This window comes from Kitasatospora sp. NPDC004240 (assembly GCF_053603215.1).
Genome location: NZ_JBSGFD010000007.1, coordinates 50,272 through 67,982, shown reverse-complemented (window position 1 = coordinate 67,982; position 17,711 = coordinate 50,272). Strand labels below are relative to the sequence as shown.

Genomic DNA, 17,711 nt, shown 5'->3' with positions numbered 1-17,711 from the left:
GGCGCGAGCCCTCAGCTCGCGAACAGCCTGGCCTGCGCCCGCTCGTGACGGCCCGCCATCACGTCCGCCACCGGGACGCAGCCACCCAGGTCGGGCAGTTCCCTCTCCAGCGCGGCCGCGGTGACCTCGGCGATGACCGGGGCGATCTCGCGCAGCGTGTGCTGGGCCCGGCGGTGATCGGTCAGCCGCAGGCGCAGGCCGGCGCCGACGAAGCTGACGGCGAAGGCGAACAGGTCGCTCGCGACGGCCTGGTCGGTGGGAACGCGGCCCGCCGCGTACGCGACGCCGGCCGCCACCGGATGGCAGCCCGGTGCCCGCCGGTCGGCGACCCACTCCGCGTAGGCGTCCAGCGCCTCACCGCCGACCGCGAACCGTGCGTTGTCCAGCAGTTGACGGCCGGTGCGGGTGGTGGCCAGCCGTTGTTCGCGGTTGAGCTTGCTCGCGAACAGCCGCCGGTCCACCTCGGCCACGTCCGCCCAGTCCGCCTCTCCGGCCGCCCGGTGGGCCAGCGCGAGCGCGGTGGCGTCCGCCGGTCCGACCGAGTGGCGCAGCAGGTCGGCGAGCAGATCGGGCAGGCCGTCCTGGTCCACCGCCCTGGCCTGGGCGAAGCCCTCCAGCCCGTGCGAGAGGGTGTAGAGGCCGCTGGGGAAGGCCGAGTCGGTGAGCTGCAGGCAGACGAGCAGCTTGTCGAGGTCCGCGGTCACGCGAGGTAGAAGAGCCGGTTGAGCGGCAGTTCGCGGGCGGGCTCGATGGTCGCGGGCTCGCCGTCCAGGGTGACCCGGTAGGTTTCCGGGTCCACCCGGATGTCCGGCGTGGCGTCGTTGCGCACCATGTGCTGCTTGCCGACCGTGCGGCACCGCCGTACCGGCAACACCCGGCTCTCCAGGCCGAGTTCGGCCGGGACGCCGCGATCCACGGCGGCCTGGGACATGAATGACACCCGGGTGGCCTGCCGGGCTCGGCCGAACGCGCCGAACATGGGCCGGTAGTACACCGGCTGGGTGGTGGGCAGCGAGGCGTTCGGATCGCCCATCAGGGCCCAGGCGATCATGCCGCCCTTGATCACCGACTTCGGCTTGGCGGCGAAGGAGTTGATCGGCCAGAGCACGATGTCCGCGAGCTTGCCGGGCTCCAGCGAGCCGACGTGGTCGGCGATCCCGGCGGCGACGGCCGGATTGACGGTGAGCTTGGCCAGGTAGCGCAGCACACGGGCGTTGTCGTTGCGTTCGGTGTCGTCGGCGAGCCTGCCGCGTTGCTCCTTGCAGTGGTGGGCGGTCTGGAAGGCGCGGGTGAACGACTCGCCGATCCGGCCCATCGCCTGAGAGTCCGACGAGAAGATCGAGATGACGCCCTCGTCGTGCAGGACGGTCTCGGCGGCGACCGTCTCCGCCCTGACCCGGGATTCGGCGAACGCGACGTCCTCGGGGATGTGGTGGCTGAGGTGGTGGCAGACCATCACCATGTCGAGCAGCTCGTCGATCGAGTTCACCGTGTACGGGAGCGTCGGGTTGGTCGAGGACGGGAGGACGTTGGGCTCGCCGGCGATCCGGATGATGTCCGGGGCGTGGCCGCCGCCGGCGCCCTCGGTGTGGAAGGTGTGGATGGTCCGGCCGTCGACGGCCGAGAGGGTGTCCTCGAAGAAGCCGGACTCGTTGAGGGTGTCGGTGTGGATGGCCACCTGCACGTCGTACTCGTCGGCGACGCGCAGCGCGGTGTCGATGGCGGCCGGCGTGGTGCCCCAGTCCTCGTGCACCTTCAGCCCGCAGGCTCCGGCCTCGACCTGCTCGCGCAGTCCGCCCGGCAGCGAGGCGTTGCCCTTGCCCAGCAGACCGACGTTGACCGGCAGGTCGTCCACCGCCTGGTACATCCGGTGGATGTTCCAGGGGCCGGGGGTGCAGGTGGTGCCGTTGGTGCCGTCGGAGGGGCCGGTGCCGCCGCCGATGAGGGTCGTGATGCCGTTGCTCAGGGCCTCCTGGACCTGCTGGGGGGCGATGAAGTGGATGTGGGTGTCGATACCGCCGGCGGTGGCGATCAGGTGCTCACCGGCGATCACGTCGGTGCCGGGGCCGATCACCAGCTTCGGGTGCACGCCGTTCTGCAGGCGCGGATTGCCGGCCTTGCCGATGGCGGTGATGAAGCCGTCCTTGACGCCGATGTCGCCCTTGACGACGCCGAGCACCGGGTCGAGCACGACGACGTTGGTGATGACCAGGTCGAGCGCGCCCTGCGCGGAGGTGGCCGCCGGGTCCTGCGCCATGCCGTCGCGGATGGCCTTGCCGCCGCCGTAGACCGCCTCGTCGCCGTAGTGGCCCTGGTTGTGGTCCTTCTCGACCTCGACGACCAGGTTGGTGTCGGCCAGGCGGAAGCGGTCGCCGACGGTGGGTCCGAAGAGATCCGTGTACTGCCGGCGCGAGATGATCGCCATTCAGATCCCGCCTTCCGCGCCCTCGCGCCGGACCGGGGCCGCCTCCGTACGGTCCCCGCTTCGGGCGCCGAGGAAGCCTCGGGCCACGGCACGGCGCAGCGCCGAGGCCCGGGTGTCCGCCGAGCCGAGTCCGCCGTCGACCAGCGCGCTGAACCCGACCAGCCGCCGGTGACCGGCGTAGGCCACCAGCTCGACCTCACGGGTGTCGCCCGGCTCGAACCGGAGGCCGGTTCCGGCCGGGAGGTCCAGGTGCATGCCGTAGGCCAGGTCGCGGTCGAACGACAGTGCGCGGTTGACCTCGAAGAAGTGGTAGTGCGAGCCGACCTGGACGGCGCGGTCGCCCGTGTTGCTCACGGGGAGCACGGCTCTCGCCCGGCCGGCGTTGATCTCGATCGGATCGTCTCCGTACAGGTATGCGGCTCTTCCTGCCATGGTGCGCTCCTCCGGTCGCGTGTCCGCGACGTGTGCGGGGTGGGGGTCAGTGGGGGTGGGGGTGGTCATGGCCGTGGTCGCCGGTGAGCGCGGAGGCGATGCCGTTGTCGCCGTGTCCGAGCAGGTGCAGGGCTCGGGTGGTCCGGGCGCGCAGCACCTCCGTCACCGCCCGGCTGCTCAGCAACGGTCCGTCGAACCCGGCGGGAACCCGGGCCACGCGGCGGGCGCCGAGGCGGCGGCAGCGGTCGATGCCGTCGGCGACGTCCGGATCTCCGCCGTCGAAGGCGACCTCGACCGTACGGTGGGTGCCGTACTGGCGCACCAGTCGGCCGATCCGGTACAGCTGCGCGTCGTCGTCGGGTCCGGCGGCGGGTGCCGTGACCAGCAGGGCGTCCGCGTCGTGGCGGGTGCCGGCGGCGGCACGGAGCCAGCCGACGAGGTGTGTGGTCGTTCCGAACGGCTGGGTGAGGGCGACCCGTTCGGCATCGGCCGACCGTGTCAGCCACTGCAGTGCGCGTGCCGTGTCCGCCACGAGTGCGTGGTCGCGGCCCAGGGTCATCGGCACCACGCACACCGGCTCGGGGCCGGATGCGAGGGCGTCCTCGACGGCCCGGGCGAGTTCGCGTCCGACCGGCACGGCGCGGAGCGCGTCGGCCTGTTCGGCGAGGTCGGCCAGGTCGCGGGCGGCGCGGCTCTCGTGGCCGCCGACCAGGACGAGGGTGGCTGCGGGACGCCCGTGCGGTCGGGCCGTGGGCCGCACGGTTCAGGCACCGATCGGGTCGTGGCAGGACACGAGCTTGGTGCCGTCGGCGAACACCGCCTCGACCTGTAGCAGCGGGAGCATCTCGGGCACCCCGGGCAACACCTCGTCGGCGCCGACGACCGTCCGGCCGAGCTCCATGCACTCGGCGAGCGAGAGGCCGTCGCGGGCGCCCTCCATCAGCGCCTCACTGATCAGCGCGACGGCCTCGCTGTAGTTGAGCTTCACGCCTCGCCCGCGCCGGCGGCGGGCGAGGTCGGCCACCACGTAGACGTACAGCTTGTCGATCTCTCGTGGGGCGAGGTTCATCGGATGCTCCTGGGTGGTTCGGGAGGTGCGGGTGCGCGCCGTCGTGGCGGGGAGGGGACGGCCGGCGGGGCAGCGGTGTCGTCGTCGGTGCCGGGCCGACCGTGTCCGTGCCAGGAGCACGGTCGGGCCCCGGCCGTCGGGTTCTGCACATCGGAGCACCGCTGTGTTTCGGAGAGGTTTTCGGATTGTCACGACCGGTGGACCGGGTGCCGGTCCTGGCGGACCGCACAGGCGCGGGCGGCCGAACCGTCAGAATCCCTGGTGGATCGCACAGTTGTGATGATCTCCCTCCGGCGCCCTAGACTCCCGGCATTCGGATGCCGGCACCAGGTGCGGAGGCGGAGTCACCGCCCCGGGCGAGCTGCCGCCCGACGTCTTCCGTTCCCGGTGCCGCAGCCGTGACAGGGGCGCGCGGCTCTCGCGCGTCCGGCCTGCTACGGCACCCCGTGCGTACGAAACCGGAGGTACCCGATGCCCTCGCCGAGTGAGCACGGACGCACTGGTCCGAGGCCCGCCCCGCTCGACCCCGCAGACTTCGCGCAGCCCGGTCCCCGCTCGGTGCTCCTCGGTCTTCGGCGTGTGCTCGTCCGCTGCGTGCGCTCCGCCACGCGTGCCGCGGACGACGCGCGGAGCGGGGTTCCGCCCACCGGCGCGTCGGCCGGCGCCGCAGAGAACGCCCTGCCGGCCTCGAACCGTCCGGCGTCGTGCCGGTGCGTGACGGCCCTGTCATCGGACACCTACCTCTGGGAATCCCCGCATCCCGGTGTCTCGACGGCACGTCGCGGCTGGTGCGGCTGCGGGCGATGACCGTGGGCGGCGCCGCACCGACGTCGTCCAGGTCTTTCCCAACGACGACGCGCTCCTGCGACTGGTCACCGCCGTGCTGTTCGAGATGCACGACGAATGGATCGCCTTCCCCTGCCGCTACCTGCCCGAGGGAAGCATGGACCAGCTCTACCCCAGCGAGCACAGTCGCGACGAACTTCCCTCGATTTCATGACCGTTGGCACACGACCACTACGCCGCTTCGCGGGACACGACCCTCGGTCCGAGACGTCCCCTAAAGCCGGGCAGGGTTCTGGAAGCGGCTCTCGGGGCGGCTGCGGCACTACGACCGCAGGCGACCGAACGCTCGGACAGGCGAGGGCGCTGGACCTGTCCGATTCTGGGGCTGGTCAGATGGGTGCCAGAGCGTTCCGCCGGTCTGGTTGGGCGACAACTCCTCCGTGATGAAGAAGGTCATCGAGCGGCTCTACGCCTGCTCGTCGATCCTCAACTCGGCTGGCTAGTACGCGTACTACGGCCTGGTCGGTGGTTGTCCGATCACCGGGAACGAGGACGGCGCCAAGCACTGCGCGATGAACGTCATCTACAGCCTGCAGCACCTCGGCTACGTGATCCCGCCGCAGGCGGACGCGGGCTGGGTCGGCCCGGCCGGCCCGGGGCCGTCGTACCTCGATGAGGGGTCGGGCGGCCCCGAGAACGACTTCACCAACCGCAACGCCACCTTCATGACGTGGAACCAGCTCCACCTGGCCCGGATGCTCAAGGACGCCGGAGGCATCCCCGCCCACGGCAACCAGCGCTCCGAGTGGGACGCCGGCTGCCGCTTCGACTTCGAGAACCCCGAACACCGCTGAACTGCCGGCATTGTTGAGACAGGATCCGGAGACTGGCTGATCGTCATGTGGTGGAACTTCGTCGCCGCGTCGTCCCGGACCGCCTCGTCGCAGCCGGCCGCCCGTTCGGCCGCCTCCGCCGGGTGCGGCAACTCCTCGCCGCGGGCGAGTGCCGCGGCCGTGTTCATCACCATCCGGACAGTCCGGCGCGAAGTGCCCCGCCCGCGCATGCGAACGCCCGGCCGGGAGAGCCCGGCCGGGCGCCGGTCGCGGTGCTCCGTGGATCAGAACTGGGTGGTGACGGTGACGCCGCTGAAGTCGGTGGCGGCGTACAGGCCCAGGTAGCGGTAGCCCGCCGTGGGGTTGGTGACGGTGATGGACTGGGTGGTGCCGGCGGCGGTCGAGGCGGCGGTGTAGGCCTTCGGCGAAGCCCAGGTGTCCGCGTTGTAGTACAGGTACGGGGTGCCGGTGCCGCCGAAGGTGTTGACCTTCAGCGTGGTGGTCCCGGCCGGCAGGTAGACGTACAGGTAGTCCGTGTTGCCGGCGGTCGCGGAGCGGCCGGTCCGGGCGCAGTTGCGGTCCATCGCGTCGGCGCGCTGCCCGGGGCAGGTCGGCAGGCCGAGGGCGGTCGTGGTGACCGCGCCCTGTGTGGTGCCGATCCGGCCGGTGTCATCGGTGGTGGTCAGCGCGACGGTGTACAGGCCGGGCGTGCCGTAGGTGTGGCTCGGGCTGCGCTCGTCCGAGAAGGTGCCGTCGCCGAAGTCCCAGTGCCAGCCGGTGATCCGGCCCGGGCCGGTCTGCACGGAGCGCTCGTTCAGGCTGACGGTCGCGCCGTTCACCGTGGTGTCGAACAGCGAGGTCGGGCCGGTCGCGTAGCAGCCGCCGGCGACGCAGGCGTCGAGCCAGGCGTCGAAGTCGGCGTCGTACGAGGTGCCGAGGTTGTTGTAGACCGCGTAGCCGCCGGGGTAGTCGCCGACGCGGAAGCGCTCCAGCATGGCCTGGACGTCGGCCGGGTGCTTCTCCAGCATGTACCGGACGGACAGGTAGCCCCACGGGTAGATGCGGGTCGAGTCCGAGTTGGCGTAGGTGTTCTGGAAGAGCGTGCTGAGCTTGTAGGTGTGCTTGGCCGCCTGGTTCATCGCGTCGACGTTGGTGGCGCCGCGGTGGCGGTACGAGACGTACTCGGCGAGGCCCTCGACCCACCACTTGTTCGGGACGGACGACTGGGTGTCGTAGTTGCCCTTCAGGTTGTAGATGCCGTCGAGGTAGTGGGCGTACTCGTGGTTGAGGTTCCACACCCGGGCGGGGTCGTTGACGTTCCAGGGCTTCTGGTACATCACGGTCACGGCCCGGCTGTTCGGGTCGGTCGCGTCCATGACGGTCTGGCCGCCGTTGTCGGTGCTGTTGCCGTAGATCGCCCACGAGTAGGTGGTGTAGTCGGCCTTGTTGGCGAAGATCCCGAAGGTGACGGTCTTGGCGTACTGGTTCGGGATGGCCCCGCTGTCCTTGGACACGCTGTGGAAGAGCGCGTCCTGCTTGCGCAGGCTCTCGCAGACGGTGGCCAGTTCGGCGGCCGACAGGGACTGGGCCTGGAGGATGCGGTTGTCGCAGACCAGTTGGTTCGGCAGGATCACCGAGGTGAGCTTGTTGCGCAGGTCGCAGATGCCGTAGTAGGAGCACTGGCTGTAGTTGAAGTACTCGGCCTGGCGGGCCGTGTACAGGTACAGCGTCCCGAAGCGAGAGCAGCGGCGCGGAGTCCAGCACCTTCTTGACCAGCGGCTTGGCCACGGCCTCGGCGGCGGGGCTGGTCCCGGCGAACTTGGCCAGGTCGTTGCCCGCGTTGGTGTCGAGGACGGAGTGGGGCCCGCTGAGCAGGTCCCGGTGGTTGATCGCGAAGTCGGCGAGCGAGTTGATGAGTCGCGGGTCGGCCGCGAGCGCCTGGACGAAGTCCTTGTTCCGGTAGCCTCCCCAGAGCGGGTAGAACAGCACGGAGTTGACCGCGCTGCGCATCTGCGGGAACTGGTTGTACGTGTTGTCGTACTCGTCCAGGATCCGCTTGTAGACGGCCAGGTAGTGGGCCTGGACGTTGGCGCTGTCGGTGAGCCACACCACCTCCTTGAGGATGCGGCCGTTGTTCTCGCTGACGTCGCGCCAGCGGGTGCCCGCGAAGAGGGTGTCCAGGGCGGTCGTGACGGCGTCGGTGAGCGCGGGGGTGTACGCGCCCGCCGCAGCGGGGTGGTAGAACTGGATGTAGTAGCCCACCTGCAGGTACTTCACCAGCTGCGCGATGCTGGTCGTGTTGTCGCCGGGGTAGTTCGCCGCCACGTCCTTGAGGGCGACCGCGACGGACAGCATCCGGGCCTGGTTGAAGATGCTCGGGTCGGCGCCGGCGCTCTGGTACAGCGAGTTGATGCACTCCGGGGTCGAGCTCTTGATGAAGGCGACCAGGTCGGCCCCGGTGAGGGCCGCGAAGTCGGCCGGGGTGCAGCTGTCTACGGCGAGGGACTTGAACCGGGCGGGGGAGGCCGCGTCGGCCGGCTCCTCCAGCAGGCGCGTCGCGCCTATCAGCGCGGGGGGCAGCGGGGCGGCGGGCTCGCCGGGTTCCTCGGAGCCCGTGGTCGTGGTCGGGGCCGTCGGGGCGGCGGGGCCGACCGGGCCGGCCGAGGCGGTCGTCGTGGTCGGAGCCGACCCGGCGGTCGCGACGGGCGGCGCCGCGAAGGCCTGGGCCGGGAGCACGGCGGTGGCCGTGGCGCAACAGGCGACGACGCCTGCCGCGAGCACGGAGAGTCTGGTGCGCAGGAGCACGCCGAATCCTTCGTCGAGTGGGGGCAGCCCGACGTGGGGTCGGGCTGAGGGAAGGAGATTTGGCGTGGATCCTGTCATCGACCGATGATCAGAACAATGTCACAGGTTATATTGCATGGGATTTTCGGCCATCTCGTGGCTTGCGCCCCTCCGGGCGGCCAACCTGCGACGTTCCCGGCCTGAGCGGCCCGGGGTAGGGGAGCCGAAGGGACATCGGGCCACGATCCGGGCGGCCGCACAGGTCCGACGGGCCGCGCGGACTGGCCGATCTGAGCCCCTGACGCGGAACGCCCGGCCGGGGAGACCCCGGCCGGGCGTGCACGGCCTGTTGCGCGACGGGTCGACGCGTCAGGCGGCGCCGAACTTGCCGTTGGCGGCGGCGGTGACGAAGGACTGAGCTGCTCCGGCTTTCTCGGCGTCCCTGATGTCTGGGTGTGCTGCGATTAGGGTGCCGGAGTGTTCCGCCGGTCTGGCTGGGCGACAACTCCTCCGTGATGAAGGAGGTCATCGAGCGGCTCTACGCCTGCTCGTCGATCCTCAACTCGGCCGGCCAGTACGCGTACTACGGCCGGGTCGGTGGTTGTCCGATCACCGGGAACGAGGGCGGTGCCGAGCACTGCGCGATGAACGTCGTCTACAGCCTCCGGCAGCTGATCCGTCGGGGCGCCCGCATCGCGACCAGGGTGCACGGCGACCTGATCCGCGTCCACGTCCGTGCGGACGACGGCACCGCGCAAGCGGCGCCGCCCCGGCCTGCCGGCCCGGCGCGAGCCGCTGCGTGAGCCGCTGCGCGAGCAAGCTTGCCCGGTGTGCACGCGGCCCTTCACCCGCTACCGGCAGGTCGATCGACCGAGGACGGCCGAATGCGGTCGCCGAGCACGACGCGTGGTTGCGGAGACGTGCTCGCGGTCCGCGACGTTCAGGGGCGCACCGCGGTCAGGAGGCCGTAGCGGACCTGCGGGACACGGCCGTAGACCTCCGTGAGGTCCGCCGCCCTGTTCCACTCGGCGGCGGTCGCGCCGGTCTCCTCCTTCGCCGCAGCGCGCCACGTGACGGCCAGTTCGTCGTAGGAGCGGCGGGCGTTCTCGCTGATGTCGGTGAAGTCCACGACCTGGAGGCCCGCCCCCTCGGCGAGATCCCGGTAGCAGTCGGGCGTCAGCGACAGCTTGAAGAACTGGTAGGAGTCGGCCATGAGTGCGGCGTCCGCGCCCTCGGGCTCGCCGTCCAGGTAGATGTCGGCCATCACGAGCCGTCCGCCCGGGCGCAGGACACGGGCCACGTGTGCCATCGCCGCCTTGCGGTCCTTCATGTGGATGAACGACTCGATGGCGTACGCGCTGTCGAAGGAGTCGTCCGGGAAGGGCAGTTCCATGGCGTTGGCGAAGTCGAACGTGACGCGTCCGGGCCGGTGCGCCGGCTGGGGACGGCTGTTGGCGAGCTGGACCTGGTAGTCACTGACGCTGATCCCGGTGATCTCGACCGGGTGCTGCGCCGCGATGCGCAGGGCCGGGCTGCCATGGCCGCAGCCGATGTCCAGGATGCGCTGCCCCTCCGCCGGCCGCAGGCGCTCGGCCACCATGTCGGTGAGCCGGTCGGTGGCCTGCTCCACGGAGCTGGGGTCCTCGTCGTGCTCCCAGTAGCCGAGGTGGATGTTGCCGCCCAGGGCGCGGGTGTAGACGTCGGTGTAGCGGTTGTAGAGGGTGCCCACCTCGGCGGGCGTGTGGGGGTGCTGGGTCAGCATGGGGCGGTGCTCCGTTCTTCTCGGGGTTGTCCGGGGACGGGGCGGCGATGGCCGGTCCCGGAGGGCGGTGCGGGCAGGGGTGGGCTCAGGGCTGCCAGGAGCCGTAGTCGGCCACGGCCGCCGTCGGCCTCGTCGGCGTCGATGCGCAGTGCCGCGTACGGTTCTGGGGTGAGCCGCGGTGGTTGCCGCAACGTCAGGGTGTCCCCGCCCAGGACGAGCCCGTCGAGGACGGCCTCGGCGAGGAGGTGGCCCAGGTGGACGAGCACCCCGGACAGCGGCACCCCGGCCGTGGCGATGTGGAGCTCCCGGTGGACCGGTGTGCGGCGGGTCCGTCCGGGGACGGCGGGCACCTCCACGGTGACCGGGGCGGAGGCCGGGAGTGTCCGGGGCGCCTCCAGTACCTTCAGCAGCCGGCGCAGACCGAGGTGCTCCCGTGGCGGCGCGGGTAGCGTCCAGGCGCAGTCGTCGGTGGTGTGGGCGAAGGCGAAGCGGTCGGTGAGCCGGGCCGGGGAGCCCGCCAGGTACAGCGTGCGGGTGAAGGACCGGCGCCAGGCCAGGGCCGCCCCGGCGGGCAGGGCGAGGGCGAACGCACACGTTCCGGCGGTCCAGGCGGCGAGGTCGATCCGGCCGAGGACGCACACCGCCGCCGTGGCGTCCGGCTCCGCCAGCACCGCCTCCTTGACGCGGCCCAGGTCCTCGGCGGAGCCGAGGGGGAACCGGGCGGCCAGGTCGGGCCGGGCCCGGTGGATCCGGACGGCGGCGTCGGCCAGCAGGTGCTCCTGGACGGCGGTCACAGGTACACCTCCCGCAGCAGGGCCGTGGCGGGCGGCGCGGGCCGGTGCCGGGCCAGCAGTGCCGAGGTCAGCCGGTAGGGCTGGACGAACAGGTGGTTCCGGCGGTGCCGGGCGACTTCCGCCGCCGTCTCCTCCCGGGTCGGCCCGTCGGACGCGGTCGCCAGCAGGTGCGCGGCCCGGCGCAGGCACTGCTCCAACAGGTCGTGGCGGAAGGACTGTTCGGCGCCGGCGCCGAGCACGGCGATGAAGTACAGACGCATGCCCAGCCGGACGGCCTCCGGTGCGTGGCCGTCGGCCGCACCGAGCAGGGCGCTGACCGTGTACCCCTGCCAGCCGCCCTGCCGGGCGGACCGGACCACGCCGTCGATCGGCACCCGGCCGATGGTGAAGCGGCGGGCGCCGGCGCCGGCGACGGTCAGCGTCCGTTCCAGGAGCCGGTAGTCGGGCCCGAGCTCCGGGTCGTGGACCAGGACGACTTCGTCGAACTCCGCGGCCAGGGGGAGCAGTTCCCGGAGCGCGCAGGCCAGGTAGTTGGGCCGGCCGTCCGCGCCGACGATCGGGCGCAGGGGAAGCCCCCAGCGGGTGAGGTCCAGGTGGACGGGACCGCCGTGGCCGCGCAGGTCGAGCAGGACGTCGAGCGTGGCGAGACGTTCGAGGACCTCCTCCAGGCCCAGGCCGGGCGGCTGGTGGGCCAACAGTCCGGGATCGTGGAGCCCGAGCTCGGAGAAGTGCGCGGTCCACCACCGCAGCACCCGGACGCTGACGGGGTGTACCCATGCCTGGTGCTCGACGGCGTCCGCGTAGGGACGCAGCTCCTCGGCGGTGGGGCGGTGCGGGTCCTGGCGGTAGGCGACGTAGAGCTCGCCGATCTCCTCCTCGGTGAGGTCCTCGTAGTGGCCGTCCCCCCGGGTGCGGTCCAGGAACGCCCAGAAGCCCAGCGTCTGCTCGGTGAGGTGGTAGGTGGTGTGGCTGTAGCGGTACGCGCAGTCGGTGAGCAGGGCCGTGGCGCGGTACATCACATCGCTCCACAGCAGGAACTTCAGGTGGCTGGGCGTCAACGGCTTGGTCGGCGTGATCGTCACCGGTGCGAGCAGGACACGGCCGGGCCGGGCCGGTACGGACGCGGCCTGGGCGTGTGCCGGCGGTGCGGGCGTCGGCGTCAGCATGATCCCGCCGTGGAGAGCAGCCGTGCGAAGCCCTGCCGGGAGGGGGCGGGCGGCTCCTGCGTCCCCGGGGTGTGGGAGCGCGTGTCCCAGCACGGCCCGGCGCGGTCCTCCTCCTGCGGGGCCAGCGTCATCAGCATGCGCATGAGGCCGCGCCAGGCCAGGCCGTCCCGTTGGGTGACGCTCGCCTGCGCGGGCACGAGCTGTCGCGCCGGGCCGCGGGAGGCCCGGCCGGAGGCGACCGACTCGCGCCAGTGGGCGGAGCGTTCGTCGTCGGCCCGGACCGAGTGCTCGTACCAGGGTTTCATGAGGCGGAGCGTGCGGCGGGCCGCGGCGGGACCCAGCCCCGGATCGTCGGGGTGGCGCTCGGCCAGCAAACCGCCGAGCGCGAAGGAGTGCGCGAGGGCCAGGGACATGCCGCGGCCGAAGAGCGGGTTGGTCACGCACGCGGCGTCGCCGACGAGGTACAGCCCGGCGATCGCACCCGGTCCACCCGTGGCCGCGCCGCGCAGGACGGTGGGCGGGCAGCGCATGGCGCGCACCGGTGTCAGCGGCTCTCCTCCGTCGGCCCATGCGGCGAGCCACGGGGTGGCCCGTACGGCGGCGTCGAACACCGCGGTGTGGCGCAGGGCCCGGACGACCGGGTCGCCCGGGAGGACGGTGAGGACCACGGAGTGGGTGGCGTCGTCGCCGAGGTGGACGAAGCCGGCGTAGTGGTCCCAGATGCCGCCGGCCGCGTTGCCCCGGTTCAGCGGACCCGGCCGCCGGCCGCCCCGGCGGCGCCGGTAGAAGCGGGTGTAGACGGCGAGCCCGGACGGGTGGAGGCGGTCCTCGGAGAGGGGGACGCCCGCCGCCCTCAGCCAGGTCCGCGAGGCGCAACGGCGGCCGGTGGCGTCGACGACGGCGTCGGCGGTCAGGCTGCGCCCGTCGTCCGTCACCACGCCCGCGGCGCGGCCGTGGTCGTCGAGCACCAGGCCCCGTACCGCCGTCCGGTGCCGGATGTCGACACCCGGCAGGTCCCGTACGGCCCGGTGGAGTGCGAGCTCCAGCGTGGTCCGGCGGCAGCCGAGGGCCACCAGGTCCTCGTCGCCCGCCATCCGGCCGCGGTGGCTGGCGCCGGGGGGCATGGCGGCCGTGAGGTCGAGCAGCTCCGCCCCGGCGTCGAGCACTGCGGTCAGGACGTGCGGGGCGTGCTCCGACAGGACCCGCACGCCGAGGCCGGTCAGGTTGTGCGAGTGGGACGCGTGGGGCGCGGTGGGCCGGTGCCACCCTTCGGCAGCCCGCGCGAGATCTCCCTCGGGCGGCTCCGGATCGGACTCCAGGACGACGACGCGGTACCCGGCGGTGCCGAGTGCGAGTGCCGTCCCCAGCCCCGCGATGCTGCCGCCGACGACGATAGCGGTGGGCATCTCAGACGCGTTCCCCGTAGACGTAGAAGAACCGCCGCACGCCCTGCTGCCCGGGATCGGGCACCGGATCGGCCCAGCGGCTGTAGGCGACGGTCTGCCCGGTGCCCGGCTGTACCGCCCGGGTGCTGAAGCCGTGCTCGGCGAAGAGGGCCACCGGGTCGTCGCAGCCGAACACCCAGGGACAGCCCCATCCGGCGAAGACGTCCAGCAGCGGCCGCATGTCGGGCACGGCCAGGGCGGTGGCGCTGACGACGTCGGCGGCGATCCGGCTGCCCGGCGCCATCATGGCCGCGACCCGGTCCAGCATGCGCCGGCCGTCCGTCTCCGGGATGTAGTACAGCAGCCCCTCCAGCAGCCAGGTCGACGGGGCCGCGGGGTCGTACCCGGCCTCCTGGAGCGAGTCCTCCCAGGTGTGGGTGACCAGGTCGACGGGCACCGTGCGGTGGTCGACCCGGGGCCGCTCGCCGGCGAGGCGGGTGGCCTTGTGCTCCAGGACGGCCGGCCGGTCCACCTCGAAGTACCGGACGTGGTCGGGCCAGGGCAGCCGGTAGGCGCGGGAGTCCATGCCGGAGGGCGCGAGGACGATCTGCGTCATGGCCGGGTCCTGCGCGGCCTCCCGGAGGAGCTCGTCGAAGAACCGGGTGCGGATCGCGTTGTAGTCGGGGGTGCTGGGTACGGTCCTGGGCCGGCCCTGCGGGAACGTCACCCGGAGGACCTCCTCCAGCAGTTGCGGGCCGAGCTCGCCGGCCAGCCGCTCGGCGTAGGGGTCCGCGTAGAGCCGGTTGGGCCGACGGGTCTCGGCGGCCCGCAGTGCCGCGGTGAGCAGGGCGGTGCGTTCCACGGCGTCGAAGCTGGTCGCGGTCATGCCGGTGCTCCTCGGTTCGGGTCGTCGGGTGCCTGTCGGTCTTCGGCGGTGCCGTCCTGCGGAGCCCGGCCGGTGAGCCGCTGCCACAGCACGGGGTCCTGACGGAAGAGGCGGTCCTTCACCTGGGTGGGCCGGATTCCGCCGCCCACCGTGCTGATCCACTCGCGCTGGAACGAGTCGGCGGGCAGCCTGAGCATCGCCGGCACTCCCAGCCGGCCCCGGCGGCGCGCGTCGGCGTAGCCGGGGGACTCGCGGCACAGGGCCGCGTCGAGCAGGTGGGTGAGACGTTCGGTCTCGTCCTGGCTCCACGGTGTGCGCGGTTCCACCGCGAAGGTGTAGCCGGCCGGGCCGTCGTGCGGCGGATTCACCCGGCAGGCCGCGTTGCGCACGTCGAGTCCGAGAGCCGCCAGCCCGGCGGACAGCGCCCGGACGACCTGGCCCTCGCGCAGCCGCTCACCGGCGACGTCGCTCAGCGTGTTGCGGCCGGCGTACTCCACCCGCGGAACGCCGTGGGCGTGGTCGACGACCCGGACGACGTCGCCGCCCGCGTACCGGTAGAGGCCGCCCACGTGGCTGAAGACCACGTGGTACTCGCGCCCGGCCTCCAGCTCGTGCGCCGACAGCGTCCCGGAGTCCGGGTGCAGGCCGTCCGCCGCGTCCACGAACTCGTGCACGGCCGCGGTGAGGACCAGGCTGCCGGCTGTGGGGTGCCGGTCCAGCGCCACCCCCACCGGGCCCTCGGACTGGGCCACCGGGCCGGGCAGGACGGTCACGCCCGTGCCGAACTCCTCCCGCAGCCGCGGCAGGTAGAGCGAGGCCACCCCGGTCGTCCAGGTGAGGACGACCCGCATGTCCGGCCACACGTGGGCCGGGCGCACCCGGTCGCCGACGTACCGGGCGACGCGCTCCAGTTCCGCGGCGCGGTCCGGGTTGGGCGAGCCGTGCGGGTGACCTGCGACGGTGCCGTCGCGGACGTCCCGGACGATCCGTTCCCACCACAGGTGCAGCTGGTAGGGGAGCGCCGCCACCATCGCGGGGTTGAAGGTGATGATGCCGCGCAGCCCGCGGTGCTCGACGGCCAGGCGCAGCCGCGCGTAGACCCGCTCCAGGTGTTCGTCCTCGCCGATGTGCGGGGGGAGCGTCGACCAGGGGGCCGCCGTGCCCGGTTCGGCGGCGAGCGGCTCGTCGAACCACTCGCCGAAGTCGACCTGGCTGGCGCCCAGGTGTGGGCGGCCCGAGGCGGTGGTGCGGGGGGCCGTCAGGGGGTCCTGTTTGAGGTTGAGCACGGCTCGCGGGTCGGCCACCGCCGGCCAGAAGTGCTCGGCCATCGGGGCCCACATGGCGTAGTAGAACGGCATGAAGACCGTGCGCATGAAGCGGGGCGTCACCGGGATCTTCTTGTGGTCACCGGTACTGCCGCTGCTGGTGAAGTAGATGGTCGGGTCGTCGGCGCTGAGGACCCGGCTCTCGCCCGCGGCCATGCGTTCGATGAGCGGGGCCAGGTCGGCGTAGGTGTGGATCGGTACGGCCTTGCGGAAGTCGTCGAGGCCCCGGAGGGCGTCGAACCGGTGCCTCCTGCCGAAGTCCGTCCCGGCGTTGAACGCGAGGAGGTCCTCGAGGACGCGGTCGCGGTGCCCGGTGAGGTCCGCGCAGGCCGTGCGAAGGCCGTCCCGTTCGGCGAGCACCCTGTCGCGGTAACGCCGGAGGCGTTCCGGAGAATCCCAGGCGGCTCCGGTTCCGGTTCCGGCTCCGGCCCCGGCCGTCGGCATCGTGTCATGCGTATTCATCGTCGAGTACCTCTCGGATGGCCCGGGCGGTGTGGACCGCGCTCTTCTGCTCCCCGATGACGGTGACGGGAAGGTGGGCGGTTTCCTCCCGGATGAGTTTCCCGAGATCCCGCTGGTAGGTTTCGAAACCTTCCCGGCCGACGCTGTTCCCGTAGCACTCCAGCGGATGGGCGGAACTCTCCCGCCGGGCCCGGTCCCAGGCGATCGCAGGGTCGACATTCAGATAAATGACACGGCGTGGCTGGGGAAAGGAGCGCCACCAATCGAGCATGGGGTTTTCCGCCCCGGCCATGCGGCATTTGGCTAGCGTCTTATAGTAATAGGAATCCACCAGGATTGGCTGTCCGCCCATCCGCTGGATGCGGTCACGCATATGGATGACCAGCGTCTGTGAGAGTGCCGTGAGGAAATCCGCAGAATATGCCTGGCCGAGTGCGGTCCCGACGTCGGCGACGATGGCGCCGTGCAGCCGTTCCAGCAGCAGGTGCCCGGGCCCCAGATGGGCCCGGTCCACCGAGACGATCGGTAACTGAAGCCCGCCTGAGGCCAGTTCGCGTAGCGCGGACGACTTTCCGGCGTGGTCCGGCCCCGACACGACACAGAAGTCCGGCGTCGCGGTCATGGATTTTCACATCTTCGTTCTGTCGTAGCGAGTGGGTGGGGATGCCTTCGGATGGGCTCGACGGAAATCGGCAGCCGTACGCACACATCCGAGCGTAGGTCGGCGCTCCGCTGGACACCTTCGACCACATCGGCACGGCAGCGCAAGTTGACGGCCGAGGGTGACGCTCATCGAGTCGTTCCGTTCGACAGTGTGGCGAGGGATCCGTCCCGTGTCTGCGGGGCGCGCTTTCCTGGGGTGAGGATGGAGTAACGATTCTGCAAACTGCGCCTATTCACTCGTTGGGGTGAAAAGGATGCTCGTCCGAGTCGGGTCGACCCTGCCGTGAATGCCCGGATATACGGTTCACCGTGCCCGAACCGATCCCCTGGCGGGCATCCGAGGTAAACAACTCTGGACAGGAGTGACATGGCTACTGCCACGATTGACCCGATCAGCGTCAAGCTGGACCGGCTGTTCAGCGCCACCGACACCGACGGCGACGGTTACGTCGACTGGAGCGACTACCAGCGGCTCGTCGACCGCTACCTCGTCGGCTACAAGATCGACAAGGGTGACCGCAGGGCGCAGGCGCTGCTGATCTCGTACCAGATGCAGTGGGCCGAGCTGCTGCGTCACGCGGACGGCGTCAACCGTCTCTCCAAGGAGCAGTACCACTTCGCCAGCCGTGCGGCGAGCGTGGACACCAGCCGCTTCAACATGGTCGAGGGCGTTCCGCACGCCATCTTCGACGTCATGGACACCGACGGCGACAACACCATCAGCAAGGCCGAGTTCAAGCAGTTCCTGGACGTCTGGGGCATCACCGACCCCGGAGCCATGGACACCTTCGCCCAGCTGGACACGGACGGCGACGGCAGCATCAGCCGCCAGGAGTTCATCCGTGCGGTGCGGGAGTTCTTCTACTCCCCGGACCTCGAGGCGGCCGGAAGCCTCTTCTTCGGTCACCTCGCGAACTGATCCCCGCGGAGGGGGCGCGG

14 protein-coding genes and 4 pseudogenes are annotated in these 17,711 nt (G+C 71.7%); 4 read left to right on the top strand and 14 right to left on the bottom strand.

Translation table 11 applies throughout. The features are described from left to right. Window positions 1-11: 11 nt before the first annotated feature. The 5 genes from ACWEQL_RS03610 to ACWEQL_RS03590 are packed head-to-tail and all read right to left on the bottom strand — an operon-like array spanning window position 12 to window position 3,926. Window positions 12-704, bottom strand: a complete 693-nt coding sequence (locus ACWEQL_RS03610) for an urease accessory protein UreF (RefSeq protein ID WP_452148495.1) — start codon at window positions 702-704, stop codon at window positions 12-14. Then, window positions 701-2,425 carry an urease subunit alpha gene (ureC, locus tag ACWEQL_RS03605; RefSeq protein WP_452148494.1) on the bottom strand — a complete coding sequence of 575 codons (1,725 nt, stop codon included), beginning with the start codon at window positions 2,423-2,425 and terminating at the stop codon, window positions 701-703. Before ureC ends, ACWEQL_RS03610 begins: the two co-directional genes overlap by 4 nt. Continuing rightward, entirely contained in the window at window positions 2,426-2,857 is a 432-nt protein-coding gene (locus tag ACWEQL_RS03600; RefSeq protein WP_452148493.1) for an urease subunit beta, read from the bottom strand. A 46-nt stretch (window positions 2,858-2,903) separates the two neighbouring features. Then, window positions 2,904-3,617: a sirohydrochlorin chelatase gene (locus tag ACWEQL_RS03595; protein WP_452148492.1), complete on the bottom strand. Its 714-nt coding sequence runs from the start codon at window positions 3,615-3,617 to the stop codon at window positions 2,904-2,906. A gap of 3 nt (window positions 3,618-3,620) precedes the next feature. Next, window positions 3,621-3,926 carry an urease subunit gamma gene (locus ACWEQL_RS03590; RefSeq protein ID WP_452148491.1) on the bottom strand — a complete coding sequence of 102 codons (306 nt, stop codon included), beginning with the start codon at window positions 3,924-3,926 and terminating at the stop codon, window positions 3,621-3,623. Between the two features lie 814 nt (window positions 3,927-4,740). Here ACWEQL_RS03590 and ACWEQL_RS03585 point away from each other — a divergent pair. Both ACWEQL_RS03585 and ACWEQL_RS03580 read left to right on the top strand, forming a co-directional pair. Beyond that, window positions 4,741-4,926: pseudogene (locus ACWEQL_RS03585) on the top strand (transposase); the annotation flags it as partial. Between the two features lie 199 nt (window positions 4,927-5,125). Then, window positions 5,126-5,566, top strand: a pseudogene (locus ACWEQL_RS03580) (flavodoxin family protein); the annotation flags it as partial. A 263-nt stretch (window positions 5,567-5,829) separates the two neighbouring features. Here ACWEQL_RS03580 and ACWEQL_RS03575 read toward each other — a convergent pair. Beyond that, complete coding sequence (locus ACWEQL_RS03575; protein ID WP_452148529.1) at window positions 5,830-7,266, bottom strand: collagenase; 1,437 nt, start codon at window positions 7,264-7,266, stop codon at window positions 5,830-5,832. A gap of 277 nt (window positions 7,267-7,543) precedes the next feature. Further along, window positions 7,544-8,428: pseudogene (locus ACWEQL_RS03570) on the bottom strand (M9 family metallopeptidase N-terminal domain-containing protein); the annotation flags it as partial. Window positions 8,429-8,814: 386 nt separating this feature from the next. Here ACWEQL_RS03570 and ACWEQL_RS03565 point away from each other — a divergent pair. Continuing rightward, window positions 8,815-9,003 (top strand): annotated as a pseudogene (locus tag ACWEQL_RS03565) (flavodoxin family protein); the annotation flags it as partial. 266 nt (window positions 9,004-9,269) lie between these two features. Here the strand turns inward: ACWEQL_RS03565 and ACWEQL_RS03560 are convergent. From ACWEQL_RS03560 to ACWEQL_RS03530, 7 genes are all read right to left on the bottom strand, one after another. Next, window positions 9,270-10,091 carry an SAM-dependent methyltransferase gene (locus ACWEQL_RS03560; RefSeq protein ID WP_452148490.1) on the bottom strand — a complete coding sequence of 274 codons (822 nt, stop codon included), beginning with the start codon at window positions 10,089-10,091 and terminating at the stop codon, window positions 9,270-9,272. Continuing rightward, the gene (locus tag ACWEQL_RS03555) at window positions 10,085-10,885 is read right to left on the bottom strand and encodes a DUF6182 family protein (RefSeq protein WP_452148489.1); all 801 of its coding nucleotides are present in this window, start codon (window positions 10,883-10,885) and stop codon (window positions 10,085-10,087) included. Before ACWEQL_RS03555 ends, ACWEQL_RS03560 begins: the two co-directional genes overlap by 7 nt. Then, window positions 10,882-12,051 (bottom strand): hypothetical protein, encoded by a 1,170-nt coding sequence (locus ACWEQL_RS03550; protein ID WP_452148488.1) that lies wholly within the window; start codon window positions 12,049-12,051, stop codon window positions 10,882-10,884. The genes ACWEQL_RS03555 and ACWEQL_RS03550 overlap by 4 nt, the downstream gene beginning before the upstream one ends. After that, the gene (locus ACWEQL_RS03545) at window positions 12,045-13,457 is read right to left on the bottom strand and encodes an FAD-dependent oxidoreductase (RefSeq protein ID WP_452148487.1); all 1,413 of its coding nucleotides are present in this window, start codon (window positions 13,455-13,457) and stop codon (window positions 12,045-12,047) included. Before ACWEQL_RS03545 ends, ACWEQL_RS03550 begins: the two co-directional genes overlap by 7 nt. Window position 13,458: 1 nt before the next feature. Then, window positions 13,459-14,322: a class I SAM-dependent methyltransferase gene (locus tag ACWEQL_RS03540; RefSeq protein ID WP_452148486.1), complete on the bottom strand. Its 864-nt coding sequence runs from the start codon at window positions 14,320-14,322 to the stop codon at window positions 13,459-13,461. Beyond that, window positions 14,319-16,007 (bottom strand): GH3 auxin-responsive promoter family protein, encoded by a 1,689-nt coding sequence (locus ACWEQL_RS03535; RefSeq protein WP_452148485.1) that lies wholly within the window; start codon window positions 16,005-16,007, stop codon window positions 14,319-14,321. Before ACWEQL_RS03535 ends, ACWEQL_RS03540 begins: the two co-directional genes overlap by 4 nt. 88 nt (window positions 16,008-16,095) lie before the next feature. Next, window positions 16,096-16,731 (bottom strand): hypothetical protein, encoded by a 636-nt coding sequence (locus ACWEQL_RS03530; RefSeq protein ID WP_452148484.1) that lies wholly within the window; start codon window positions 16,729-16,731, stop codon window positions 16,096-16,098. Window positions 16,732-17,139: 408 nt separating this feature from the next. Between ACWEQL_RS03530 and ACWEQL_RS03525 the strand changes: the two genes are divergently transcribed. Beyond that, on the top strand, window positions 17,140-17,691 hold the full coding sequence (locus ACWEQL_RS03525) for an EF-hand domain-containing protein (protein WP_452148483.1): 552 nt from the start codon (window positions 17,140-17,142) through the stop codon (window positions 17,689-17,691). The last annotated feature ends 20 nt before the right edge of the window (window positions 17,692-17,711 follow it).